The sequence below is a fragment of the Gymnodinialimonas ulvae genome (assembly GCF_037543845.1).
GTDB classification, from domain to species: Bacteria; Pseudomonadota; Alphaproteobacteria; order Rhodobacterales; family Rhodobacteraceae; genus Gymnodinialimonas; species Gymnodinialimonas ulvae.
Window position 1 is genome coordinate 778,403 of sequence record NZ_JBBIFX010000002.1, and the last position, 24,640, is coordinate 803,042.

Consider the following 24,640-nt stretch of genomic DNA (forward strand, 5'->3'; position numbering starts at 1 on the left):
GGTTTCCCTTGTTCGGTCGACGCATGACACGCGACGCGATCCAGCGACACGCCGGACCCGCGCGAACGAAGGGGTATGACATGAACCAGGTGATCACCGACGGCCTTCTCCTGATGCCACCGGCTTTCTCTGACGGGCTTGACGCCTGGTCGCGCCAAGATGGCACACCGGGCAGCGACACATGGGCGAGCGCGCCGAACGCGGCCCTTGTGGCGGCGGATGCCGACTTTGGCGATTGCCTTGAAATCCTCAAGGCCGAGGCGACAACGCGCCTTCGGTCCATGGCACAGACGCCGATCCTGCCGGGCACGTATTTGCGCATCTCGGCGCGGGTGAAGGCGCTGTCGGGCAACTTGGCCGACGTGCGGATCGGCGCTTGGCCGGGCAATGCCTCAAACGCCCATGTGTCGGGCCTGGATGAGTTTGGCCCATCGGTCAGCCTGACGTCCTACGGCTCGGTCGTGACCGTCTCGGCGATCATCGGCACCGGCGACCGGGGTGGCGTGGATATGGTTTGGGGCACCGACCCGACCTACGCCCATGTCGGCCTGGACCTGACCGGGGCGAACGGCGGGCAAGTGCGTATCGAAAGCATCACCGTCGAAGACATCACGTCCGTTTTCCATCGCAAGCTGATGGATTGGGTCGATATCCGTGACTTCGGCGCGGTGGGCGATGGCGTCACCGATGCCAGAGCGGCGATTGCCGCCGCCGACGCGGCCGCCAACGGGCGCGAAGTTCTGGTGCCCGCGGGCGATTTCTTCGTGGGCTCGAACGTCACCTTCACCAACCCCGCGCGGTTCGAAGGGCGCATCGTTACCCCGGACAATGTCCGCGTCGCGTTGGATCAGAATTTTGATCTCGATGGCTACGCGGAATGCTTCGGGGATGAGGTGCTTGGCCTCAAGAAGGGCCTTCAACAGCTCTTCAACCAATCCGAGTTCGAAGCCTTCGATCTGTGTGGGCGGCGTATCGTTCTGGACGAGCCGCTGGACGTCCAGGCGGTGGTTGGCAACCGCAACACATATGCCAACCGTCGCGTCCTGCGGAACGGGCAGTTTGCTGCCGCATCCTCGACCAATTGGGACGACGAGGTGACAACGCGCGATGGCGCATGGGTGGCCTCGAACCCGCGCGAGATCACGGGGATGTCGAATGTGGACGCGATCCCCGTCGGTGCCCTTGTGACCGCGCCGCAGGGCGTCGGCCGTGAGATCTACGTCAGCGCCAAGAATGCCGCGCAAAGCAAGGTGACGCTGTCGGCGCCGTTGTGTGCCGCGCCGTCGAACCAGACCTACACCTTCACGAAATTCAAGTACATGCTGGATTTCATGGGCTGGCTGAACCTGCAGCGCTTCATCGTCTCGGATGTGGAATTCCTGTGTGGGGGGCAATGCTCGGCGCTGATGTTGCCGCTGGATGGGCTGGTGTTCCAGATCCAGGATTGCTTCTTCACCGGCCCGAAAGACCGGGGGATCACGTCCGCCGACGAAGGCTGTCAGGGGATGCAGATTGACCGCTGTCAGTTTCTGTCAAACGAGCAATCGCTCAATGTGCCGGACCGAAAGTCGATCTGTTTCAACGTCAATTCGTCGGACTGCAAGATCCGCGACAACCGGGCCAACAAGTTCCTGCATTTCGGGGTGATTTGCGGGCCGGGCAACATCGTCACCGGCAACCACTTCTTCCAGGGCGACAGCATCGTCGAAGGCGTACGCTCGCCCGGGTTGGTGATTTCCGACGCCAACGCGAAGATGACGTTGCACGGCAATTACGTCGACAATTGCTATATCGAATGGACGAACGAAAAGGATCCCGAGCCGGATTTCACGGGCGGTTTGTCGTTCCACGGGCTGTCGGTGCAGGGCAACATTTTCTTTGCCACCAACACCGCGCCCTGGATGCGGTTCATTTCGATCAAGCCCTACGGGGACGATCATTTCATCAACGGCCTCTCGATCACCGGCAACCTGTTCAAGAAGACGAGCGGCGCACAATTGGAGCAGGTCGAGGGCGTGGACGATTCCATCGCGACGCTCGATCTCGACCGCACGGGCGATTTGCAGTTTGACGGCAACACGTTTCACGGCATCGCGAAGCGGACGGAAAACCCCTGCTATATCCGGGCGACCGAAAACACCGCGGCGCAAACCTGGGTCGTGGATATGTCGGATTACACCCCGTTCGGCGCGCCGGTGAAATATGGGCTTTCGGTGCTGCCCGACGGTCCGATCCGCAACGCCGCCAACGTGATGCAGTTCGAGGCCCCCTGGACCGAAGGGTTGCAGGGGATCGGTGGCACCAGCCTCAACATCGGGTGGTCGCAGCCCGTGCGCGGGGCGGTGATGGTGACGGCGCGTTGCGATAACTAGGTGCGCCTGCCGCTTTAGGCCGATTGCCCCCGGACCAGATGTCACTGGTTCGGGGGCTTTTCCTTGTGGCGCGTGCGGGCTACGTCGCGATCAAAAGGGAACACCATGCTGCCTGTCGAAGATGTCCAGTCCTATCCGCGTCCACCCGCGCTTGAGCCCGTGTCGCAGCGGTTGCGCGCCGTTTTCGCGGACCTGCCCGTCGCCGACAGCGAGGCCGCGTTCCGCGTGTTGGAGACGCATCATGCGCCCACATATTACATCCCGCCGGGCGACGTCGTGATGTCGGCGCTGGTCCCCGCCGCACGCGAAACGTTTTGCGAATGGAAGGGGCGGGCGGTTTACTACGATCTGGTGGTCAACGGTCGGCGTTCGACCCATGCCGCCTGGTCCTATCCGGCCCCGACGGCTCGGTTCGAGGCGATCCGTGACCACCTGGCCTTCTATGCGACATCGCTGGACGAGGCCTTCGTCGGCGCGATCAAGGTGCAGCCGCAGCCTGGGGATTTCTATGGCGGATGGGTGACGCCGAACCTGACCGGGCGCATCAAGGGTGCGGTGGGCACGTTGCATTGGTAGGGGGCGCGTGGGGGATTGCGACCTAGCTGGCGACGGTTTCGAGATACAGCGAAGAACTGACGTAACGGGTCAATTCCGTCCAGCTTGCCGGATCCAGCAGGCTCAAGACATCGCCCGTGACGGTGTAGCCATAGCGCGCCGTATCGCCCGCAAGAAACCGGAATTCCAGATGTGCGCCATCGGTCTGCACGGTGGCGCGCTTTTCACAATGCCACAAGCAGCGCCCCTGATCCCGCAAGGCCCATACGCCGGTGATCAGCGTTTCCTGTGCCGTCAGAATGGTTAATGCCTGCCCGTCGGCAAAGTCCCAGGCGTCTCCCGTGCCCTCTTCGATCCAAGTGCCGATCAGGCCGATACCGTATTTGTCGGCGCGTCGGAACCTGCGTGCGCCCCAGGTCATCGACCGGCTGCCATCCTCGAATTGCAACGGTTCCTCCGGCTCACCAATCAGGTAATCGCCGGTTTCGGTGATCTCGTAGGTCTGCGGCTGGCCGGGCAAGAGCCAGATACCAACGAGGTTTGGATCAATACGCATCTCACTCATGGGGTGCAGAATGGCACGGAAATCGCGATCTGCCTACGCGGTTTGACACGCTGCGCTGCGACCTGAGTCCGTCAGGCCACAATATCGTCGGGCGTGATGCGAAAGGCTTTGCCGAAGCCACCGTTCAAAAGACCGCCCAGGGGCGAGAATCGAAACAGGCGAAAATCGCCGAAATCGTAGTACAGCTGCGCCTTGGGATAGAGCGACAGGTAATGCGCCTTCAAGCCAGCCTTGTCGGCCACTTCAGCCGTCGCCTGCAAGCTCAGGCGCGGATGGGTCAGCGGATCGCCTTTCGGCCCCGGCTCTCCGATCAGAAGCGAACAGGTCGCGCAGGCATCAAGCGCGGCTGTGTGCGACGATAGAGTCGAAATCAGGGTCAATGGCACGCCGTCGTGCCCCGGCACCAAGGCGATGCGCGTGACCATCGGGGTTTGCGTGTCCGGGTCGATCACGGCGAGGGCCGCAAACCGGGCCTGTGCAATCAGGCCGCGGGCCAGTGCGCGGGCGTCATCATCGGCGGGTCGGATCGGGTCAATTTTCTTGTCGGACATAGGCGCAGGTTAAGCTACGCCGTCGCGTCGGGAAATCGCGAAATCACTCCGCTGGCCCCGCCCGTGCCTCAGAACGTGTGCCAAAGCGACAACAAAACACCCACATCCGAGCTTCCGGTCAGCGCACCGCGCGCGCCGATGCGAAGGGTCGTGTCGGGCAGGATGTCGAAGGCCAGCGACGGGGTTGCGGTGACCACCAGATCGGCGCCGGGCCATTCCTCGGCTTTCAGAGAGAAGATCGCGGTCGTCCGATCGGTCAGCGACAGGCCAAGCGTCCCTTCGGTCTGCCAGATCACATCCTCCACCTCGAGATCGTATAGAAGTGCCGCATCCAGCGCGATCCAGCCCCCCTGATGGCGCAGGAGCATCGGCCAGCCGCCATCGTGTTCGCCAAGCCCGCGCCCGACCGAGGCACCAAGGCGCACCAATCCGTTGGACTGGCCTTCGCCGGTCTGCCGCACGCCGAGACCACCGTCCACAGCCCATTGCCAGGTCGCATCCGGTGGCGTCAGCGTATAGCGCAGGAAGGCGACACCGCTTTGGCTGACCTCTCCGCGGCCGATATCTGCACCAAGCGTAAGGCTGCGCCCAAGCCCGTATTCGGTGTAAAGGCTGGCGTAGGCCTCCGGTTCCCAAAGGCCCTGTTCGATCACTTGTGACGGGTCTTGTTCGGCCGAGATCTGGAATGAGATGAAGAGATCGCCCGCTTCGCGCGCCCAAGGGCCAGCGCTCGCTGGCGCGCCCTCAAGGGCGGCCAAGCCACCAAGGGCCCAAACCGTGACGCTTCCGCAACGCATAAGGAGATTAGGCCCAAATGTCGTTAACAAACCCCTAACGCCGCTTGCCCGGTCCGCAGAGCGCCCGTCATGCTCGGCCCAAGCCAAAAGAGATTCTGGGGGAATCGCTGAAAACGGCTTTGCTGCAACAGGCTGCATGCGCTTTGAATGGCGTATTGCCCACATCAGAATTCCCCCAAAAGCACACGTTAGTCTTGTGACGGATTTGCATTGGGTGACCCGTGAGTGAATTGAACGGTTGGATCCGCGCGGCGATGGTCGATGACGGTACGACCCAGCTGCCAGCAAGGGATTTTGGCGTTCCGATGCGCCCGCGGACCGGCCCTTTGGCGGGCCATATCCTGACGGTGTATCGTGGCGGCCGCGATCCCGACGTACAGGAAGCGCTGGCCCGTCGTCACGACGCCTACATCGATTGCCTCAGCCTCGCGGGTATCCGCACGCCCGCCTCGCGCCTGCATCTGTTGGAAGAGGCCGGCACCCAGCGTCCCGTGCTGGTTCAGGCCGCTGTTTCCGATGACATGATGCTGCCGGGGCTGATCCAAAAGGCCGGTTCCAACGCGGCCATAGGGCTTCTGGATCTCGTTGCCACCGAGGTCAGCGAATTCTGGCGCCGCGTGGCCCAACGCCCTGAACGTATCGGGTTTCATACGCCGCTGGACCACTTCGCCATGGATGAGGACGGTCCGCTTTTCCTGGAAACCTTCCCGCCATTGATTTCCTATAGCCGCGATGAGATGGGACAATTGATCCAGCGCTTTTGCGATTCCGCCCTGATCCGGGGGGTGGGAAAGGTCCTTCCGGGCCGGATCCGTGACATCCAGGACCGCTGGTATACGCCCGGAGGCTCGATCATCACATTGATTGATGGCGCGTTGCGGCTGCGTCCGCAGGACGGCGACGCGATTTTCGAATGGGCCGAGCATTTCGCCCAAGCGCGGCTGGATGGCGCAGGGCGCGATGCGGTTCATGCGCATTTGTCGCGGGCCGCGCACCGCAAGGGGCAAGTCGCCCGACGATGGCCCGGGTTCGGAGGGCGCGACCGCCCCCATGCCTGAGCCCGATTGCGCCGCGGCCAATATGAAGGTCGTCTTGGTCCATCCTGAAATCCCGGGAAACACCGGCACCATCGGGCGCACCTGCGTTGCGCTGGATCTGGAATTGATCGTGATCCATCCGCTTGGCTTCGACTTGAGCGAGAAATCCGTGCGCCGTGCCGGCCTGGATTATTGGAAACATGTGCGGTTGACGGAATACGACAGCTGGTCCGCGTTTCTGGAAGACCGCGCCCCGGATGAGCAAAGCCTGTTCCTGTTCGAGGATGATGGCGCCGGAGGCTCGGTTTACACGCCCAACTATCCGCCAGACGCCTACCTTGTTTTCGGAAAGGAAACCAAAGGGTTGCCCGCCGATGTGCGAGAGGGTCGCACGGCGCGTACGTTCCATCTTCCGATGTGTTCGCCGCATATCCGGTCGTTGAATTTGGCAAATGCCGCAACGGCGGTGGTCTATCAAGCGATGCGTGCGTATCTGGAATGATCCGGTGGGAATACTAGAGTCTGGATCGCGAAACAGGGGACGTTCGAGTGAGCAATACAGACGAAAAAACAGCAGTCAGTGACACATCCGATGCGCTTGCCTCAGAGGTGCGCGCGCTGCGACAGGAGCTGACGTTCCTGCGCGAAAGCCGGATGTTCGTAATCCACCAATCGGTGGCGCGCATCCTGTTGTTCCGCTTCGCGGTTGGCATGGCTGTTGGTCTAGGCACGGTCGTGGGCGCGTCGGTTTTGCTCTCACTGATCGTCTGGGCGTTAAGTCAGATCGAATTCATCCCGATCATCGGCGACTGGTCCGCGCAGATCGCCGAGCAAATCGAATCGTCGATTGGAAATGGTGAGTGATCCCGGCGCAGTCCGGCTGCCATGTGTGCGCCTACGACCGGCGCAGGAAAAAGGTGCGGCAGGGCGCAGTCTCTGATGATGGTTTCAGTGTCCGGGCTTGTCGCGGAGCCTGGCTGACCCTTTCAAACAGATCGAAATACCGCGCCCCGATGTCATCCCAGCGATAATGGGTGCGCGCCAGATCACGCAGCGCGCGGCCCATGTCCGGCTCCGCTTCCTGACGCCACAGCCGCGCCAGATCGTCCGCATCGCTGAAATAGCGCGCCGCGCCCTGCGTTGTTTGACGGTTGAAGATGCAATCGAACGCGAAGACAGGTTTGCCGACATGCATCATTTCCACGAGCGACGGATTGGTGCCACCGGCCGAATGACCATGTAGATAAAGCGATGCATTTCGGCGCAACGCCTGCAACGGACCGGGATCGTAGATCGGGTTGCGGAGCCAGAGTTTTGGGTGGGAGGCATAGCGGGACCGTAGGGCGCGGCCGTAGCGGCTCTTCTCCCAGTTTCCGACGCATATCAGAGGTTTGTCTGTTGCTGTGGCCGCCTCCAGCAGCATGTGGATGTTGTTCTCCGGCTCGACGCGACAGATCGCGAGCGCGTAGTCTTTCGGAGCCCAATCCGGCAGCGCCACCGTGGTATGATCCAGCCCCTGATCGCCACCATAACTTAACACGTCGGCGCGCCGCCCGTACCTGCGCCACAAATCGTCGGCAATCGCGGGGCTGTCGGCAATCACCGCATCGGCATGGCGTACCGCAATGGCCTCGGATTGCCTCAGGAATTGCCGCGCTGCGCGGGACCATTTGGCCCGCCGCCATTCTTGCCCATCCACATGGGCCACGACCCGCATGCCGCGTCCGGCAAGAAACGGCAGGGCCAGAGCCCCCGACACCCCCAAAAGCAGGGCAACATCCGCACCCGACGCCCGCGCCCGCAGAAGGCTGAGGATGTCATAGGGCACGCTGGCCGCGCCGTTGGCGGGCAGTGGCAGGTATCTCAGGTCTGCCCCCAAGAACCGCCGTGGTTTGGATACGCAGCCGGGCGCGCTGCAGGTGATCGACAAGCGTTCAGGCCGCGCATGTGCGGCATGGTGGCGTGCCAGTTGTTCGGCCAGTGTTTCGAATCCGCCGTAGTGCGCAGGCACGCCGACCGAGCCGAGAATTGCGATATGTCGCTGCTGTTTGGCCAAAAAAGGTGATCCCCACGGTCTGTGCGGGCCAATTAAGCCGATCTTTATGAATAAGCCGTTGAATGCAGATGAACCGGCCTGGCGCCGGGCGCATTTGCTGGGGACAGGCATGACATTGGTTCCGGATTTTGACCGCTTCTCCGTTGCGCCATCGCAAGCGCCGGGGCTCTTGCGGTCGGGGGTGGGACGGTCGCGCCTGTTCCGGCTGGCGAAGCTGTGCGCCGATGTCGGAGGGGCTTTGGTGATGCTGCCGCTTATCGCTGTCTTGGCGGTGCTGCTGACCGGTCTCAACCCGTTGATCAACCCTGGTCCGTTGCTGTTCCGGCAGGCGCGAATGGGCCAAAATGGCCGCACTTTCAAAGCGTTGAAGTTTCGCACCATGGCCTATGCGCCTGACCATCGCGGCCCGCTTGATCCGGTGGAGACGGACCGCATCCCGCGCCTTGGTCGTTTGCTGCGGCGGACGGGTCTGGATGAACTGCCGCAAGCGATCAACATCCTGCGGGGCGAGATGAGCTTGATCGGCCCGCGCCCCGATTGTGTCCGGCACGCCCGCATTTTTCTTGAGACGATCCCCGAATATCGCCAACGGCTCAGCGTGAGACCCGGGATCAGCGGGTTCGCCCAAATCACACTTGGCTACGCCGTCGGATTGGAGGCCACGCGCGAAAAGGTGCAGGCCGACCTCGACTACATCACACGCGCCGGGTTCGCGCTTGATCTGTGGATTACCTGGCGCACGATCCTGAACGTGGCGCTTGCCCGCGGGGATTGATGCGAGACCGCGGGCGATGGTCTGGCTTCAGACGCTCAGGAAACGCACGCCGCCGCCCGGGGCGATCCGCGCAGCACTCAGTGGCCCGCCATAGACCGCGCCGGTGTCGCAGGCGATGCGTCCCTTGCGGGCCAACGGCTTGTCGAACGGGCGATGTCCGAACGCCACCCATTGCCCGTCGCGCCGCTCGGATTTCAGGAAACCGTCGGCGCCCCATAGCAAGGTATCGGCCCGCTGATCCTCCATCGCGACAACCGGATCGGCACCTGCGTGCACGACCCAAAGATCGCCCGATGACCATGACAGCGGCAGCGTGGAAAGCCAGGTCATGAGACTCGCGCCGATCACTTCCGTCAGCGCGTCTGCGGTGTCCCGCAACGCCCCGTCAAACGCCGCCCCGCGTCCAGCTGCAAAGGTCAGGCCGAAACTGGCCAGCGTTTCAAGGCCACCATGTTGCAACCACCGTTGCGCCGGGCCGGTGGGATTGGCCAGAAAATCCAATAACATACGCTCGTGATTGCCCATGAGAGCGATGAATTGATCGGGGTGGCTTGCGGTCATTTGGGACACGAAGGCCAACACATCGGCACTATGAGCGCCGCGATCTATGTAATCCCCGACAAACACCAAAGTGCCTGTACCATTGCGGGCCATGTCGTCGTCGATCACATCCAGTAACGCGCCAAGCTTGTCGACGCATCCGTGGATGTCGCCGATCACGTATACAAGCTCGTTCGGTGCCGGATCCTTCCAGCGCGCCATGATTCGCTATCCCCACTTGGTGCCTTCTGCCTAAGGCAGTTTTGACCGGGCCTGCACCAGAAATGCGTGTATTGCGGCCGTTCAGGCCGTCGGAACCTGCCCACAGCTGCGAAACGCCGCGACTTCGGGTGCGGCCCCGTCCAGCGAGATCGCAACCGATGCCGGGCCGCTCAACCCTTGGGCGGTGGCGTTGAATTGTAACCCGTCAAGGACGTTGCCGAAACCGCGATCGGACACGCTCAATGACAAGCGGTCGGGCGACAGGACATGGCGGCCCGTGCGGATCGTGAGCGGTTGCGATCCGTTAAACTGCATGGCGAATTCCGGGGATATGGGCCACGGATCCTGCGCGGTCAGGGTGATCGTATAGAGCGGGACGGTCGGATCAAACGTCAGCCGCACCGAAACGGCGTCTTCGTCATGGGTCAACGTGCAAAGGCCACCCTCCACGCCCGCCTCCCAGGCGTGTGCGGATGGGACGGCGGTGATCAACAGGGCCAACGCAGCGATCAAGGAATGTCTCATGGTGCAGCAGATAGTGGCCGCAGGCTTTGGGACCAGTCGCAAAGGCTTGCGATCTCGGGTCCCGCGCGCGACGCTCGCTGCATGACACGCGATGAATTCAACCGGTTTTGCGGCGCGATGAAGGCCACGTCCCATGTGGTGCAATGGGGCAATGCGGATGTGTGGAAGGTCGGCGGCAAGGTCTTTGCGCTGTGTGGATGGAACGACGGTGCGGATGCGTTCACCTTCAAGGTCGGCGATGTGGCATTCGAGGTGCTGCCGGAACAGCCGGGCATCCGACCTGCGCCGTATCTGGCATCGCGCGGCATGAAATGGGTGCAGGTCTACGAGGCGGGGGCGATGTCGGAGGCCTCGCTAAGGGAGCATATCGAGGCGAGTTACCAGATGGCGGTGGTCAAGCTGACCAAGAAGCTGCGGGCGGAATTGGGCGTGTGAAGTGCGGGTAGCACGCGTGCTACCGGGGGTTAAATATCAGGAAAGAGTGGAAAAAAGGATTCTTCTAGCAAGACATCCAAGATGTCGCACACGCGCCCACCTGCCGTCTATGGACCCAAACCGGGCCATATCCTTGCCATACTGCCTCGATAATTCCGCCCCATGCCGATCCTGACTGATACCGCCGTTGTTGTCATTGCGGGCCTGTGCCTTGCAGCGCTCTTGCTGTTCTTGTTGCGTCGCCGACGCAAACGGCAGGCCAAACCGGTGGTGATCGACGGCTCGAACGTGATGCATTGGAGCGGTGAGGTGCCGCGGCTTGCGCCATTGAAAGAGGTGGTCGGAGCCTTGCAGGACAAAGGCTTTGAGCCGGGGATCATTTTCGACGCCAATGCGGGCTACAAACTGGCCGACCGTTACCTGGATGACAGGGACTTCGCCAAGCTTCTGAAGCTGCCGGCCGACCAGGTTCTCGTGGTGCACAAGGGAGAGCCGGCGGACCCGACGATCCTGGCGGCGGCACGCGATGCCGGGGGCAAGATTGTCACCAACGACCGCTATCGCGATTGGGCGGACGAATTCCCGGAGGTGAACGTGCCGGGCGTTCTGGTGCACGGCGGATATCGAGACGGTGTTTTGTGGCTGGATGACGACAGCCTGGCGCGGTTTCAATAAGGACGCCGCCGCCCCAATCGAGGCGGCGACGCGAAATTACCGGGTTGGTCGCTTGTGCGGTTAGCCAGCAGGCATCAGCACGCGGTCGATGACGTGCACAACGCCGTTGGATTGCATGACGTCCGCGGTCCCGACGGTTGAAAAGCGACCCGTTTCGTCAAAAATCACGATGTCTCCGTTTACCAGATCCGCAGTGATCGTGCCGCCCGCGACAGTGGTGAAATTGGCGTATTCGTTGGTCTCGATCGCTTCCATCAGGTCAGCGGACGTGATCGTTCCTGGCACGACATGGTAGGTCAGGATGCCCTGAAGGGCGGCCCGGTTTTCGTCCATCATCAGGGAGGCGACGGTGGCCTCGGGCAGTGCCGCGAAAGCATCATTGACCGGTGCGAAGACGGTGAAGGGCCCTTCGCCGGCCAGGACATCGACCAATTGCGCCTGCGTCACGGCGGCGACCAGAGTGGTCAGGTTCGGCGCATTGGACGCGTTCACGGCGATGGGTTGGTCGGCCAGCATCTCGGCCCCGCCCACGGTCGGGTTGGCATGCCCGTCTGCAAAGGCGGCGGTTGCAAGAACGGCGGTGGCAGCAGCGGCGAGAAGTGTGGTCTTGAATGTCATCGTGGTCTCCATTGTTGTCGATGTCTTGGGAGGAGCCACGAAAGCCGGGGGCGACAAGTTTCGGGCAGCGTGATCACGAGGGCGTGAGGTGGGGCCCCACACGGCGGTTCATCCGGGTCAAGCCTCCGGCGGCCAGATGGGGCGTGGGGCGGGCGGTTGCAAGGTTGCAACCGGGGGTTAAGTGTCTGGAATGATTTGAGAAAGCGGTTTTTGTTAACGTTTTGTTAGGGAGGGTTTGGGGGTGATGCCTGAGCCTGTTAACAGAGGGCAAAGCTCGCTGCCCCATCGCCGGATCGTCCCTCGGCAAGGCGATGGAGCAGCCGTCACGTTTCAGCCAAGCCTCTTCCAAGTGAGGCGTAGTACTCGCTAGTAGCACCAGCGACAGGTGCGCTTGGGTGATCAATAGACGCAAATTTTATTTTACCGTTCGAAGCTGTCTTGTGAAGTCCTTGCGATACAAGCGGAGCACCAGCAATCAAAGACCAAAAGGTTTCGTATTTTCTTCCGTAGAAGACGACTGCTCGTGGCGAATATGCCAAGATCATTCTTCGCAAGGTCGCGACACGTTCGCTTCCATAGCGCAGGTTATAGGCGTCGCGATTGACCAAGAAAGGGAGTTTGGTGAATTCAGGGTATTTCCACGCACTGGTCCCCGGTGATGGCAGCGGGTTCAATTCCAAAATGCAAGTCCCGGAACGGTGTCGGCCGAGGGACTTTTTCCAGTGCTGCTTTACATCGCCGTCCTCGAGAAGTTTGCGTTCGTATCCAAGTTGGACCCGACTTAGTGCTGACCAGGTGTTTTGCTTCCGGATGGAAGAAAAGCCTTCTTTCATGAAGGCGTCGTGATATTCGGCGACGTCTTCTAGTTTCATGCACCCACGGATTTGCCACGCGCGAATTCGTTTGGTCACCTCGTCAGCGGTATTTCCGCCTCCTTCTTCCATACCGACGAACCAAAGGGGCGCTTTAAGATCGCCGTATCCATAGAAGCCCAAGGCAAATTCGTCGATTTCGTACTCACTTGGGAATGAATCAGTCGTCATAATCAAACTGTCTTTGGTTCAGGTTTTTCGCTACAGTCTTATTTGATCCCCCACAGCCCGGAACAGCAGCTTTAGCTGCCCGGGCCATCGCCTGCCCGTCCCGGCGGGCTGGCGATTTGGCTGGGCTGGGCGCTTCGAGTCGGCGTTTTCCGGATTTGGCAGGCATAAAGCGCATCGAACGAAGGTCGGATCGCCACCCCACGGGCAGGCGATGGCCCTTGTATGGTGCATCTAATTGCTATCGTTAATCATACGGTGGGAGTCGGTTCGCCCATTTATATCTCTCTTTCGGATCGGCAGGAGGCTGCGATCTGATTGGCTTTCGGGTGTAGCGGTTCGCTTCGTTTTCCCTTGTCCGAAGAGTTTTTTTGTGCGTTTCGTTAATCTGCTTATTCTCAAAAAAACCGGTAACCGCTGAGAAAACCAACATGAGTGGCATCAAAAGAACCCACAAAGCAAAGTAGATTACCAATCCCGAGGCGCCCTGTCGCGACGCCCATGCGAAGAGCGCCAAGGCGCCGATAACTACATACCCGGCCAGTTGAATGGCAAGAAAGACAGCAATGAGGCCGCAAACGCCAATAACGATCCACCAAGTCGTTTCCGACATCACTACCCCGCACTCGCGCTACCGCCCCCGCCGCTTTACGTTTCCGCCCCTTTGCCCCGGTCGGCCCGCCGTGCTCCGACCACTTGCCTTCGACGCATCCTCGACCGCCTGTTCCACCGCCGTTTGCCGGGCCAAGGGATCATCCGCCACGGCCAACTCCACCGTTTCCAGCCGTTTGACTTCGTCGCGCAGGCGCGCGGCTTCTTCGAATTCCAGGTTCTCCGCCGCTTTTCGCATCTTGTCGCGCAGGCCGTCGAGGTGCGCTTTGAGGTTCGCGCCGACGAGCGGTTTGTCGACCTTGGCGGTGACGCGGTTCATGTCCACGTCGCCCTGATAGGTGCCCAACATGATGTCTTCGACGTTCTTCTTCACCGTCGCAGGCGTGATGCCGTGTTTTTCGTTATAGGCCACCTGCTTTTCGCGGCGGCGGTCGGTTTCGCGGATCGCGCGTTCCATGGAGCCGGTGATCTTGTCGGCATACATGATGACCTTGCCCTCGGCGTTGCGCGCGGCGCGGCCGATGGTCTGGATCAGGGAGGTTTCGGAGCGCAGGAAGCCCTCCTTGTCGGCGTCGAGAATGGCGACCAGCCCGCATTCGGGAATGTCGAGGCCTTCGCGCAGGAGGTTGATCCCGACCAGAACGTCAAAGGCCCCAAGCCGCAAATCGCGAAGGATTTCAATGCGTTCCAGCGTGTCGATGTCGGAATGCATGTAGCGCACGCGGATGCCCTGTTCGTGCAGGTATTCGGTGAGGTCCTCGGCCATGCGCTTGGTCAACACGGTCGCCAGCACACGGAAGCCGCGTTCGGCGGTCTTGCGGATTTCGTCGAGGAGGTCGTCGACCTGCATCTCCACGGGGCGGATTTCGACCTGCGGATCGATCAGGCCGGTGGGGCGGATGACCTGTTCGGTGAAGACACCGCCCGCGCGCTCCAGTTCCCAATCGGACGGGGTGGCCGACACGAACACGGATTGCGGGCGCATCGCATCCCATTCCTCGAATTTCAGGGGGCGATTGTCCATGCATGAGGGCAGGCGGAAGCCGTGTTCGGCCAGCGTCATCTTGCGCCGGAAGTCGCCGCGATACATGCCGCCGATCTGCGGGACGGAGACGTGGGATTCGTCGGCGAAGACGATGGCGTTGTCGGGGATGTATTCGAACAGCGTGGGGGGCGGTTCACCAGGCGCGCGGCCCGTGAGGTAGCGGGAATAGTTTTCGATGCCGTTGCACACGCCGGTGGCCTCCAGCATTTCCAGATCGAAGTTGGTGCGCTGTTCGAGGCGCTGGGCCTCGAGCAATTTGCCTTCGCCGACGAGTTGGTCGAGGCGGACCTGAAGCTCCGCTTTGATGCCCTTCATCGCCTGCTGCATCGTGGGGCGGGGGGTGACGTAGTGGGAATTCGCGTAGATGCGGATTTTCTCGAACGTGTCGGTCTTTTGGCCGGTGAGCGGGTCGAATTCGGTGATGGTTTCAAGCTCTTCCCCGAAGAAGGAGAGCTTCCAGGCGCGGTCCTCCAGGTGCGCGGGCCAGATTTCGAGCGAGTCGCCGCGCACCCGAAAGGCGCCACGCTGGAACGCCTGATCGTTGCGGCGGTACTGCTGCGCGACGAGATCTGCGATGACCTTGCGTTGGTTGTAGTCCTGCCCGGCGAAAAGGTCCTGGGTCATGGCGCCGTAGGTTTCGACCGAGCCGATGCCGTAGATGCACGACACGGAGGCCACGATGATGACGTCGTCGCGTTCGAGAAGGGCCCGGGTGGCGGAGTGGCGCATCCGGTCGATCTGTTCGTTAATCTGGCTTTCTTTTTCGATGTAGGTGTCGGAGCGCGCGACATAGGCCTCGGGCTGGTAGTAATCGTAGTAGGACACGAAGTATTCGACGGCGTTGTCGGGGAAGAAGCCCTTGAATTCGCCATAGAGTTGGGCGGCCAGTGTTTTGTTTGGGGCGAGGATGATGGCGGGGCGCTGGGTTTCCTCGATCACCTTGGCCATGGTGAAGGTCTTGCCGGTGCCGGTCGCGCCCAGAAGCACCTGATCCTGGTCGCCGTCGTTGACGCCCTGGGAAAGCTCGCGGATCGCGGTGGGCTGGTCGCCGGCCGGTTGGAATTCCGAGTGCATGACGAATTGCTTGCCGCCCTCCATCTTCAGGCGGGCGCGAATGTCGTCCACGGAACTGTCCGTGGCGGGCATCTGTTCGGGTGAATTGTTGTGCATCGGTCTCTCCGGCGGGCTCCCCTAAGAATGGAGCCTCAGACGCGCGCTGCAAGAGGGGGGGCTGACAGTAACTGACAGCCTTGTGTCAGGAGGGCGTCCGCCGCGTTAACCAAACCTTAGGAAAGATGGACAAATCGTTAATAAAATAAGGGGTTTTGTGGAGAGTATTCCTTTGCGTAACGCAACCGGAGCGCGTAACAAGGTGGGGCAAGCAGCAGAAGCGGTTGCCGGCCCTCGGCCGATACCCACCCACCCCTCGCTCCCTCGGCTAGGGCTGGCAACCAACTCTTCCGCCGGGCATCCCCAAGGTCTACGCGTAAAGACGGTTCAGTGGTCCGGGCGGTTTCCCAATACCGTCCAGCACGTGTTCGACGTGCGCCTTTCCCAGCTCCTTCTTCTCCTTTCGCGATCGTGCCATCACCCCGGACAAGGGAATTCCCCGCCGTCCAAGCATAAAAAGTCACTTTCCCGTGAAACCGAAGCCCACCTTCAACGCTTGAGTACTATCGGCAACGACCTGTGTCGTCACATGCCGGAATGTTCAGGGACAAGAAATGACGGCTTCGAATTCTGCAGATACCGAAGACACCGTGCACGAGGACGCGGATCCCGAGCCCACCGGAGAGGCGCTCTCATCAGACCGTTGGGCCGCGATCGTGCCCATTTCGGTGCTCATCATCGCCTTCCTCGCGGTCATCTATTCCCTTGCCGTGGCACGGGTTTTCATCGTGCCCGTGATCCTCGCCTTCCTGCTTGCCCTTGTCTTCAGCCCACTCTGCCGCTGGTTCCGGCGCCGGGGGGTGCCCGAACCAGTCAGTGCCGGTGCCATCCTCTTGGGCTTGGTCGCGGGCCTCTTCATCATGACCCTCTCGCTTGCCGCGCCGGTCTCGCAATGGATCGAGGACGCGCCGTTCATCGCCCAGGAATTGCAGCAGAAACTGCGCGGCCTTGCCGGGATCGCGGAGGCCGTGGCAGAGGCGAACGAGCAGGTGCAGGAGGTGGCCGATCCGTCCGATGACGAGATCGACGATCCGATGGAAGTCGTCGTTCGCAGCGGCGGGCCGCTGACCAGCGTGGCCTACGGCGCGCCGGTGATCCTCGGGCAGACGGCCTTCGTCCTCCTTCTTCTCTACTTCATCCTTGCCTCCGGGCCGTTGTTCTACGAGCGGCTGGTGCGGGTGATGCCGACACTGGCCGACAAGAAGCGTGCCGTCCGCATTGCCTACGACGTGGAGCGCGAGGTGTCGCGATACCTTCTCACGATCACGGTCATCAATGCCGGCCTCGGGGCCGCTGTCACAGTATCGTTCTCGCTGCTCGACATGCCGAGCGCGGTCGTCTTCGGCCTTCTGGCCTTCGCGTTGAACTACGTGCCCTTCATCGGGGCGATCATTGGGACGTTCCTGACGCTGGCCGTGGCGCTGGTCACCAAGGACACGGCGACCGCCGCGTTCCTCGTGGCCTTCACCTACTGGGCCCTCACCTCGATCGAGGCGCAGGTGGTGACGCCGCTGGCCGTGGGACGGAGGCTCAAGCTCAACACGGTCGTGATCCTGATCGCGGTCGCCTTCTGGGCGTGGATCTGGTCGATCATGGGGATGTTGATGGCAGTGCCGCTTCTGGTCACGCTCAGGGTCTTCTGCGATCACGTCCCGCAGTTGAAGCCGGTGGGCGCGTTCCTGTCCGGGCGCTGAACGCATCCCGAAGGCGATCCCGGGGCAGGTCGTGGACCGCGCAGGTCCGGACCTTGCCACAGCGACCGTTTGGTCGATTGATCCGCCCCGCGTTTTTGCCCATAAGTGCGGCAATCGAACGGAGACCACCGCCATGCGCGCACGCATTTTCAAACCCGCCAAATCCGCCATGTCGTCCGGGCAGGCCAAGACAAGGGAATGGGTGCTGGAATATGCCCCGGCAGAGGCGCGTTCGATTGATCCGCTGATGGGCTGGACGTCGTCGTCGGACATGAATTCCCAGGTGCGGCTGCGGTTCGACAGCTGTGAGGCGGCGCAGGATTACGCCAAGGCCCATGGCATCGAAGCGATCGTGACCAAGCCCAAGACCCGCAAGCCGAACGTGCGTCCCGGTGGTTACGGCGACAATTTCGCGACCAACCGGCGCGGTGCCTGGACGCATTGAGCGCGATTTCCGAAGTTCTGCAGGCCGACCCGGCCGTGGATGACGTGCTGGCGCGTCACCACGCGTTGATGCGGTCACAATCGCCTGCGGAAAGCTGCCATGTGATGACCGGTGATGAATTACGTGCGGCGGGCGCGCGCCTTTTTGCGCTGCGTGAGGCGGGGCGTGTGCTGGCGATTGGCGCGTTGAAGCCGTTCGGGGACGCAATGGAGCTGAAATCCATGCACACGATTGCCGAGGCGCGGGGCGCAGGTGTTGCGCGGCGCCTTCTGGTCCATCTTGTCGCACAGGCGCAAGGCGCGCACGCCAAGGCGCTTTACCTCGAAACCGGATCGGGGGCGGCGCATATGGCGGCGCGGGCCTTGTATGAAAGAGCGGGGTTTGTCCTTTGCCCGCCGTTTGGAGACTACACCGAGGATCCGGAAAGTGTGTTCATGACCCGTCGGATCTAGGCCGACGCGCCGGTGCGATGAGTTACGGAAAAACTACAAAAAAACTACAGGAAAATTCACCGCCGTTTTCGCGGTCAACCGCCGTGGACCTGCGCGCGCCAAGGGGCTATCACGGCTCTTATGCGGGCCCATAGCTCAACTGGATAGAGCAGCCGACTTCTAATCGGCAGGTTGAGGGTTCGAGTCCTTCTGGGCCCGCCAAGATCGCTCATGCTGACGTTCGACATCTAAAGTCCGTTTTTGCGACAAAAAACGGGTTTTTGACGGGTGTCGGAAACGTTGCCCCTTTTCCCTCATGAATTTCAGGCATTTGCGCACGTTTTTGATGCTGGTACGCCTTGGGTGTCGTACATGGCATTAGCTGGTTGAGCAGTATTGACTGTAGGGACGAGCGTTGTTCACTCTCTGTTCCACAGGTTCCGGAACCTTTCATCTTCCATTGCCCACCGCCTTCCGGCGCGGGGCAGCCGCGCAAGGTTCGTCTTGCGCCTTGAAAGGACTCCGCCATGACCCGTTCTCAGACCACAATCCCGTTCCACGATCTGACCTTCATTGACGACGTGGCCAAGCTCCGCGACGTCGAAGCGCGGTGGACGAGCTTTCTCAAGGAGATCCGCCGAAGGGCGCAGGCTGCCGATCTGGAAGCGGGGCGGATCATGGAGGATGAACTCGTGCAGCCTTACAATCTGGTGACAGACACCGATCTGCGCCGTATCAAGCGCCGCGCGATGCGGCAGTTGGAACGGGTGCATTCCTCGACCGGCATGTATCATCTGAGCGAAGAGAACCGCGCACGGCTGACGCCCCTACGCGGTGGCGTACCTGTCGCCCATGTCGCCACCGAACACGAGGCCGACGAGATCGCGGCTGCGCTTCACGCCGAGATGCCGTGGATGGCGCCTGCGACGGAGGAGGTTTGGCGTGGGTTGCGCGCATCGGCGCGCGACGGGTTGCCAGGCGTCCGGTTCAATCCGCTGGTGCTGGTCGGCTCGCCGGGGATCGGCAAGAGCCATTGGGCGCGGCGCTTGGCGCATCACCTTGCTGTTCCCGCGAGCAAGATCGAGGCGACGGGCGAGCCGGCCTCGTTTTCTCTCGTGGGCCTGCAAAAGGGCTGGGGCAGCGCATCGCCTGGCAAGTTGGTGCAAACGGTGCTGCGCGAGCGTCACGGCGGGCCGCTGGTTATCGTGGATGAGGTCGAGAAGTCAGATGAGGTTTATTCCAACAAGGGCTCACGTCACACGTTGACCGATGCCCTGTTGCCTCTGCTGGAACGCATGACGGCGCGCGACTGGCAATGTCCTTACTTCCAGGTGGCGTTCGACATGTCGTGGGTCAACTGGATCATGACGGCCAACTCTCGCGATGGGTTGCCCGAGCCGTTCCAGAGCCGCTGCGTGGTGCTCGATCTGCCTGATCTGACCGCCCAGCAACTCCGCGACTTTGCCGTTGCCGAAGCCGCGCGTCGCGGCCTACCGGAAGCGGCAGTCGCCGCTCTCGTCGATCTCTTCGACAGCGGCGCAATCTCTAACGCACGTCTGAGCCTGCGGACGGTAGCCCGAATGCTCGACCGCGCCGAGACCCTGGCCAACCAGCCGATATTACACTGAGGAGAGCGCCATGACCCCGATGACCATTCCATTCCAAAACGGCACCCTCGCGATCCTCTCGGACCTACACTTCGACAGCTATCAACGATATGCGCTCGACCCGATCAAGATGTGGGGCCTCGAAGACATCGTGTGGAACGCCGACGCGTTGATCCTCGCAGGTGACCTCACTAACGGTCCTGCACGCAACTGGCCGGACGTGTTCCAGTATCTGTCAGAGTTCATCCCACCCGGTCAGATTTACACGCTGCCCGGCAATCATGACTATTACCACGGCAGCCTAGATGGGGATCCGCTCCTCGCCGATGCGGCGCGTAAGGTCGGCCCGTACTTCGTCCAGAAAGACGTGCTGCTGCACGGCGACACGCGGCTGCTCTGTTGCACGCTGTGGACCGACTTCAACCTGACCGGTGATCTCACGGGGGCGATGCAGACTGCGCAGCGCGCAATGCGGGACTACGATCTGATCACCGCGCCGACGGACCCCGACACCCACTTGGAAGACGTCAGCCTGATGCGCCCCCCGCGCCGCATCAGGCCGATCGATACGCTGAACCTCCACCTTGATCATAGGGCATGGCTGGAGGCTGCACTGGCCACGCCGCACCCAAGCGGCGCAGAAGGAAGCACAGTCGTCGTGACCCATCACGGCCCGCACCCGACGGTCGCGGGTAAGATCGACAGCCTGACAGCCAGTTTCCATTCTAACCTCGGCGACATGATCAAGCGCCACCAACCGGACGCATGGTACTTCGGACATTCTCATCGCCGCTTGCGCGCACAGGTTCACGGCACGGACATCCGGAATGTGTCTTTCGGCTACGCTGGAGAGCTGATCGACGAGCCGATTTCCTACTTGCGGGACGCCTGCGCATGGGAGAGCCGCCATGGATCCGAATGAATGTGACCTCGACCTGCTGCAAAGGCTTCGGTCGGCTCAACCTCTCTGGGTGGATGGGCACGATGACGGCACGGTGGTGTCGTGGGACGACCTCGACCGCGACCTGCGGGAGACCTTCCTGACAGTCGCGCCCGAGTTCGAACCGACCCGGATCGACGGCGGGCTCTACGTCACCGCATTCGAATGGGTCTTCGCCTATGAGGACATCTGGCGGCTGATCACGATCCGCATGCGGCTGCGGTCGCTCGAGTTGGCGGTGGCTGGGCCAACCGCGACGGCGCTCGAACGCGCGCCTCTCCTGTCCCGCTGGGTGCCTGTCAGGTCTGACGGAGGGAACGGTGCGCATCTTGTCGGCGAAGTCGATGCGCACCCCGCAGCCATTGGCCCTCTGATCCACACGTCCCTGCTCTGCGGTATCGACCCTCAAGCAGGCTGGGCGCGCACCGTCTCGCGATGATATCGGCTCGGCGATCGATCGACGCCGACAGAATTTTACCGCAGATGGGGCAAGAAGGCGGAAGGCATCAGCGCAATCGCCATCGAGAGATGGGAAGCACAGGCGATCTGCGCCGAAGAGCAGGTCGATGAGAGCGTTCGGGAGCCATAAACGATACTGCCGATGTTCCGACAGCGCGTCGTTCCACGGAACAGCGCGTCGATAATGAAGGAAAGGAAATACAATATGAATGATGCCATGGACCGCTCGAGGAGCAGGCCCCGCGCGATCTGCCTCGACCTTACGGCACCGGACCATGCCCTCTATCCGGTTCCCGTGAACAGGGGCCCGATCATCGGCAGTCAGCTGCCGGAGACCTTCGAAGCCGCGCTGATCCGCTTCGCGCTCGAAACAGGGCTGCCTGCCATCATACTATCCAAGGGACCTCGACATCTGCCCGAGGCGGCCGATGACGCGCAGGAGCCGCATTTGACGATTGTGCGAGAGGATCAGCTGAACGTCACCAAAGGTGAACCTCTGAGCCGACTGGAAAGACGGCTACACAGGTTTGGCATACCAACTCGCGACACCGTGTTTGTCACGGATCGGGACATGCGTAGCCTGAGCGCCTCGTATCAACAGGTTCCTTTCCGGAAGGCGATCGCAACCCTGAACGACCTCTCCCATGCAAACCGCAGCGCGGCGCTCAAGGGATACCGTGAAATCACTCCCCAAATGGCGCATACGGTTCTGGTTCCACTCGACCTGGAGTTTGGGAACACCCCCGATGCCGACCTGCTTGCCATCAGTGGCCGGTTGCTGTTCGATACCGTGCTGTTGCTCGAAGAGGTGGTTCCAGTCGCGGGTTTCGGTGTGAAGCCATTGGAGAAGCTGGTCGCCGGCTATGCGCCCGTCCTTTACGGCCTTGAAGATGAAACGGATCCCGAAGACCCCTTCGATGATGCCATGCGTCGCCTGCGCTGCGCGGGGGCGAAACGAATGATATTCGTAGCCAAGGACGACATACCTGACGCGCCGTTCACAAGGTATGCAGATCAGGCTCGGGCAGCGAGTCTCACGTGCGACCTCCAGACATGGGGGAGTTTGATCGCGCAGTGCTAGGCCCGCAGGTGCTCAGTCGACAGCCGTTTTGCGAACGACACCGGGAGTTGCGAGGAAGAAACAACGCCTTCTGCGCCTTCAGGAAAGCAAGAAGACCTGCGCGAAGCGGTCATTCACTGCGTCGGCACTGAATGCCTTGCTTGCGGACGGAGACGACCTAAGGTCCAAGCGCTTGAACGTCCGCTTTTTCTGGAACTTGGGTCTGGCGGTCTCTTACACAAGAAATCAGCCGATCAGGCACGGATTGCTGACCTCTTCTGCGATCAGCTTGCGGAGTGCTCCTGTCGGAATCGACCCCATGAAGACGGTGCGACCGACCGCGAAGGCCGGTGTTCCGATGAAACCGAAGACATCCGCGATTGCCGCCGTCAGACCCAGGCGACGCTCGATAGCGTCCGACCGCATATCTTCAAGCAATTTGTCGGCGTCGAGGTCGAGGTTTTCCGCAATCGCAGCAATGTAGCTTTCATCCGTCACGGCCGGACTACGGATCAGGCGCGCGTGCATATCGCGGTACCGGCCTTGCAGATCAGCGGCAAGAACCGCGCGGCTGGCGGTAGCCGACGCGACGCCGAGGAGCGGGAGCTGGTGTCGAACAATGTGGAACGAGCCGGGATCACTTTCTTCAAGATCAGTGAGACGATCATCCATCACGCGACAGATTGGACAGGCGAAGTCCGAGAACATAGCAACGGGAACAGTATCGGTCGCAGTTTCACCAAAGAAAGCGGCGCACGGATTAGTCCTGACAAACTGTTCAAGCTCGTTGTTATCGTCGGCTTCCGCCTCACCCATATCGAGACCCGCAAAGATCGTCGCGCCCGGCGTGGATGCACCGGCGCTCTGCAAACGCCGGAAGGGCGGAAGATCGGGAATGTCCTCAAATGCAAAATCTGGTTTGCCGAGCGAGGCCAGATAGGGCACGCCCTTGACCCACCCGAAAACGGCGAGGGCACCGCCAGCCAGCAGTGCCCGTCGCTTCCAATCGGTTTTTCTTTCCATCAGCCAGCAATCAGTCTGGCCAGCATGACGATGGCCATTCCCATCATCATCAGGTTCTCGGTCAGGCTCACGAACCCAAGCGGCACGTTTGAGTTGCCACCGACGCAGGCGCATTTCAATTCTCGCTTGTCGATATAGACGGCCTTGAACACGCTGGCAGCACCTACCGTGGCGATAAAGAGGGCTGCGGGCGCGGCAAGCGGGGTCAGCAGCATCCCTGTCATCAAAACGCCCGCGCCGGTTTCCACCCACGGATAGACGTAGGCATAGGGCACCCACTTTCGCGCGAGCAGGTCGTAGTTGAGGAACATCGTCGTGAAGCCCTCAATGTCGCGGAGCTTTTGCATCCCCAGCAGGATCATCGAGACGGAGATGAACCATCCGAGTGTCTGCCACGAGATCGTGCCGAGAAAGCCGATGGATAGCGCGAGCGCCGTCGCTGCGGCGACCGCGAAGAGATAGATTACCGGCGTGTAGGTCGTCGCGTCAGGATCATAGTCGGTGAGCTTCTGGCGCAGGGCATCATAGCCACCGACGCGCTCGCCTTCGATCCAGACTTGTGGCGTGGTGGGAACATCATATTTGTCTTTGAACGCATCGACTTCCGGGCGCTCGCGGAACAGTCGATCATCGACATCGTAGCCTTTCGACTTCAATAGCCAGCGCGCCTTTTGACCGGCCGGACACAGATGGTTCGGCAGTGCCATGCGATAGAGAACGGCGGTCTTTCCGGTCGCGGCAGTTGCGGGATCGGTCGTTACGTCTGCGACGTCGCGGGTGTCCTTCGGCATGTCATAGTCTCCTTGCGCTCAGCGTCCGCGAGAGTTGCGGATGAAATAGACGATACCGGCGATCAGAAAGACGATCACGAGCAGGGAAATCAAACCCATACCGCCCATCATCCAACCGCTTCCGTCCATCATTTGATCTTCGTTCATCATGTCATTGCTCTTTTAAATCTATCTTCAGTTTTGAGGGCTGACTTCGACACGATCCGTGCCGGGAGCCGCGTCCCCATTGGCCTCGATATCCGCGATGTAGAGTTTCATCTCCTCGATCTCGCTGCGCTGCGCCTCGATGATCGCATCGGCCAGCGCGCGGACTCGCGGGTCGGAGATGTTGGCACGTTCGCTGGTCAGGATCGCGATGGAATGGTGCGGGATCATCGCCTTCATCCATGCGACATCGCCCACCGTGTCCTGCGACCGGACGAGATAGACACCGGCGGCAAAGGCGATGGCCGCGCCCGCGAAGATCGCGATGTTGGCTTTCCGGTTGGAATACATGCCGAGCATGAAAGCGAGCATGATGATCGCCATCATCCCACCCATGTAGAGCGCCATCCACATCCGCGTCTGCGAGAAGAAAACGTGATCAAGCGCATAGGTGTT

29 protein-coding genes and 1 tRNA gene are annotated in these 24,640 nt (G+C 61.3%); 16 read left to right on the plus strand and 14 right to left on the minus strand.

Translation table 11 applies throughout. From position 1 onward, the window contains the following. Positions 1-80: 80 nt before the first annotated feature. Positions 81-2,372, plus strand: a complete 2,292-nt coding sequence (locus V8J83_RS13680) for a glycosyl hydrolase family 28-related protein (RefSeq protein WP_339986965.1) — start codon at positions 81-83, stop codon at positions 2,370-2,372. A gap of 105 nt (positions 2,373-2,477) precedes the next feature. After that, positions 2,478-2,948, plus strand: coding sequence for a DUF427 domain-containing protein (locus V8J83_RS13685; RefSeq protein ID WP_339986966.1), 471 nt, complete (start codon positions 2,478-2,480; stop codon positions 2,946-2,948). A 22-nt stretch (positions 2,949-2,970) separates the two neighbouring features. Here the strand turns inward: V8J83_RS13685 and V8J83_RS13690 are convergent, their stop codons facing one another. From V8J83_RS13690 to V8J83_RS13700, 3 genes are all read right to left on the minus strand, one after another. After that, positions 2,971-3,492, minus strand: a complete 522-nt coding sequence (locus V8J83_RS13690; RefSeq protein ID WP_339986967.1) for a hypothetical protein — start codon at positions 3,490-3,492, stop codon at positions 2,971-2,973. Positions 3,493-3,563: 71 nt separating this feature from the next. After that, positions 3,564-4,043, minus strand: a complete 480-nt coding sequence (locus V8J83_RS13695) for a pyridoxamine 5'-phosphate oxidase family protein (protein WP_339986968.1) — start codon at positions 4,041-4,043, stop codon at positions 3,564-3,566. Positions 4,044-4,111: 68 nt separating this feature from the next. Beyond that, positions 4,112-4,801: a hypothetical protein gene (locus V8J83_RS13700; protein ID WP_339986969.1), complete on the minus strand. Its 690-nt coding sequence runs from the start codon at positions 4,799-4,801 to the stop codon at positions 4,112-4,114. Between the two features lie 260 nt (positions 4,802-5,061). Between V8J83_RS13700 and V8J83_RS13705 the strand changes: the two genes are divergently transcribed. From V8J83_RS13705 to V8J83_RS13715, 3 genes are read left to right on the plus strand one after another with little or no spacing between them, the layout of a single operon-like run. Further along, positions 5,062-5,898 carry a DUF6206 family protein gene (locus V8J83_RS13705; RefSeq protein ID WP_339986970.1) on the plus strand — a complete coding sequence of 279 codons (837 nt, stop codon included), beginning with the start codon at positions 5,062-5,064 and terminating at the stop codon, positions 5,896-5,898. Next, the gene (locus V8J83_RS13710; protein WP_339986971.1) at positions 5,891-6,379 is read left to right on the plus strand and encodes a tRNA (cytidine(34)-2'-O)-methyltransferase; all 489 of its coding nucleotides are present in this window, start codon (positions 5,891-5,893) and stop codon (positions 6,377-6,379) included. Before V8J83_RS13705 ends, V8J83_RS13710 begins: the two co-directional genes overlap by 8 nt. Positions 6,380-6,426: 47 nt before the next feature. Continuing rightward, positions 6,427-6,741, plus strand: a complete 315-nt coding sequence (locus tag V8J83_RS13715; protein WP_339986972.1) for a DUF5665 domain-containing protein — start codon at positions 6,427-6,429, stop codon at positions 6,739-6,741. 31 nt (positions 6,742-6,772) lie between these two features. Here the strand turns inward: V8J83_RS13715 and V8J83_RS13720 are convergent, their stop codons facing one another. Next, the gene (locus tag V8J83_RS13720; protein WP_339986973.1) at positions 6,773-7,933 is read right to left on the minus strand and encodes a DUF1972 domain-containing protein; all 1,161 of its coding nucleotides are present in this window, start codon (positions 7,931-7,933) and stop codon (positions 6,773-6,775) included. A 109-nt stretch (positions 7,934-8,042) separates the two neighbouring features. Here V8J83_RS13720 and V8J83_RS13725 point away from each other — a divergent pair, with 109 nt between their 5' ends. After that, complete coding sequence (locus tag V8J83_RS13725; RefSeq protein ID WP_339986974.1) at positions 8,043-8,708, plus strand: sugar transferase; 666 nt, start codon at positions 8,043-8,045, stop codon at positions 8,706-8,708. 27 nt (positions 8,709-8,735) lie between these two features. On the opposite strand, the gene V8J83_RS13730 is transcribed toward V8J83_RS13725, so the two are convergent. Continuing rightward, on the minus strand, positions 8,736-9,470 hold the full coding sequence (locus V8J83_RS13730) for a metallophosphoesterase family protein (protein ID WP_339986975.1): 735 nt from the start codon (positions 9,468-9,470) through the stop codon (positions 8,736-8,738). A gap of 81 nt (positions 9,471-9,551) precedes the next feature. Beyond that, positions 9,552-9,995, minus strand: coding sequence for a hypothetical protein (locus V8J83_RS13735; protein WP_339986976.1), 444 nt, complete (start codon positions 9,993-9,995; stop codon positions 9,552-9,554). Between the two features lie 81 nt (positions 9,996-10,076). On the opposite strand from V8J83_RS13735, the gene V8J83_RS13740 reads away from it, so the two are divergent. Both V8J83_RS13740 and V8J83_RS13745 read left to right on the plus strand, forming a co-directional pair. Further along, positions 10,077-10,430, plus strand: coding sequence for an MmcQ/YjbR family DNA-binding protein (locus tag V8J83_RS13740; protein ID WP_339986977.1), 354 nt, complete (start codon positions 10,077-10,079; stop codon positions 10,428-10,430). Positions 10,431-10,592: 162 nt separating this feature from the next. Continuing rightward, positions 10,593-11,105, plus strand: coding sequence for an NYN domain-containing protein (locus V8J83_RS13745; RefSeq protein WP_339986978.1), 513 nt, complete (start codon positions 10,593-10,595; stop codon positions 11,103-11,105). 60 nt (positions 11,106-11,165) lie between these two features. On the opposite strand, the gene V8J83_RS13750 is transcribed toward V8J83_RS13745, so the two are convergent. From V8J83_RS13750 to uvrB, 4 genes are all read right to left on the minus strand, one after another. After that, positions 11,166-11,723, minus strand: a complete 558-nt coding sequence (locus V8J83_RS13750; protein ID WP_339986979.1) for a fasciclin domain-containing protein — start codon at positions 11,721-11,723, stop codon at positions 11,166-11,168. A gap of 323 nt (positions 11,724-12,046) precedes the next feature. Further along, entirely contained in the window at positions 12,047-12,766 is a 720-nt protein-coding gene (locus V8J83_RS13755) for a hypothetical protein (RefSeq protein WP_339986980.1), read from the minus strand. Between the two features lie 244 nt (positions 12,767-13,010). Continuing rightward, the gene (locus tag V8J83_RS13760; protein ID WP_339986981.1) at positions 13,011-13,376 is read right to left on the minus strand and encodes a hypothetical protein; all 366 of its coding nucleotides are present in this window, start codon (positions 13,374-13,376) and stop codon (positions 13,011-13,013) included. An 18-nt stretch (positions 13,377-13,394) separates the two neighbouring features. Next, a complete protein-coding gene (gene uvrB / locus V8J83_RS13765) occupies positions 13,395-15,590 on the minus strand; it encodes an excinuclease ABC subunit UvrB (RefSeq protein WP_339986983.1) in 2,196 nt (731 codons plus the stop codon). 554 nt (positions 15,591-16,144) lie between these two features. On the opposite strand from uvrB, the gene V8J83_RS13770 reads away from it, so the two are divergent. The 8 genes from V8J83_RS13770 (at position 16,145) to V8J83_RS13805 (ending at position 22,247) form a co-directional block, all read left to right on the plus strand. Then, positions 16,145-17,284: an AI-2E family transporter gene (locus tag V8J83_RS13770; RefSeq protein WP_339986985.1), complete on the plus strand. Its 1,140-nt coding sequence runs from the start codon at positions 16,145-16,147 to the stop codon at positions 17,282-17,284. Positions 17,285-17,417: 133 nt separating this feature from the next. Further along, positions 17,418-17,729, plus strand: coding sequence for an ETC complex I subunit (locus V8J83_RS13775; protein ID WP_339986986.1), 312 nt, complete (start codon positions 17,418-17,420; stop codon positions 17,727-17,729). After that, positions 17,726-18,181 (plus strand): GNAT family N-acetyltransferase, encoded by a 456-nt coding sequence (locus tag V8J83_RS13780; RefSeq protein ID WP_339986987.1) that lies wholly within the window; start codon positions 17,726-17,728, stop codon positions 18,179-18,181. Before V8J83_RS13775 ends, V8J83_RS13780 begins: the two co-directional genes overlap by 4 nt. 124 nt (positions 18,182-18,305) lie before the next feature. Continuing rightward, a tRNA-Arg gene (locus tag V8J83_RS13785) sits at positions 18,306-18,382 on the plus strand. 305 nt (positions 18,383-18,687) lie between these two features. Continuing rightward, on the plus strand, positions 18,688-19,788 hold the full coding sequence (locus V8J83_RS13790; RefSeq protein WP_339986988.1) for an AAA family ATPase: 1,101 nt from the start codon (positions 18,688-18,690) through the stop codon (positions 19,786-19,788). 10 nt (positions 19,789-19,798) lie between these two features. Next, positions 19,799-20,689 carry a metallophosphoesterase gene (locus V8J83_RS13795; RefSeq protein WP_339986990.1) on the plus strand — a complete coding sequence of 297 codons (891 nt, stop codon included), beginning with the start codon at positions 19,799-19,801 and terminating at the stop codon, positions 20,687-20,689. Next, positions 20,676-21,146 (plus strand): DUF6634 family protein, encoded by a 471-nt coding sequence (locus tag V8J83_RS13800; protein ID WP_339986991.1) that lies wholly within the window; start codon positions 20,676-20,678, stop codon positions 21,144-21,146. Before V8J83_RS13795 ends, V8J83_RS13800 begins: the two co-directional genes overlap by 14 nt. Before the next feature lie 225 nt (positions 21,147-21,371). Then, positions 21,372-22,247: a hypothetical protein gene (locus tag V8J83_RS13805; protein ID WP_339986992.1), complete on the plus strand. Its 876-nt coding sequence runs from the start codon at positions 21,372-21,374 to the stop codon at positions 22,245-22,247. A gap of 225 nt (positions 22,248-22,472) precedes the next feature. Here the strand turns inward: V8J83_RS13805 and V8J83_RS13810 are convergent, their stop codons facing one another. From V8J83_RS13810 to V8J83_RS13825, 4 genes are all read right to left on the minus strand, one after another. Beyond that, complete coding sequence (locus V8J83_RS13810) at positions 22,473-23,249, minus strand: DsbA family protein (protein ID WP_339986993.1); 777 nt, start codon at positions 23,247-23,249, stop codon at positions 22,473-22,475. Continuing rightward, positions 23,249-24,040 (minus strand): MauE/DoxX family redox-associated membrane protein, encoded by a 792-nt coding sequence (locus tag V8J83_RS13815; protein WP_339986994.1) that lies wholly within the window; start codon positions 24,038-24,040, stop codon positions 23,249-23,251. Before V8J83_RS13815 ends, V8J83_RS13810 begins: the two co-directional genes overlap by 1 nt. An 18-nt stretch (positions 24,041-24,058) precedes the next feature. After that, on the minus strand, positions 24,059-24,187 hold the full coding sequence (locus tag V8J83_RS13820) for a hypothetical protein (RefSeq protein WP_339986995.1): 129 nt from the start codon (positions 24,185-24,187) through the stop codon (positions 24,059-24,061). A 27-nt stretch (positions 24,188-24,214) separates the two neighbouring features. Continuing rightward, positions 24,215-24,640: DUF305 domain-containing protein (locus V8J83_RS13825; protein WP_339986996.1), on the minus strand; the 426-nt coding region annotated here is incomplete at its 5' end.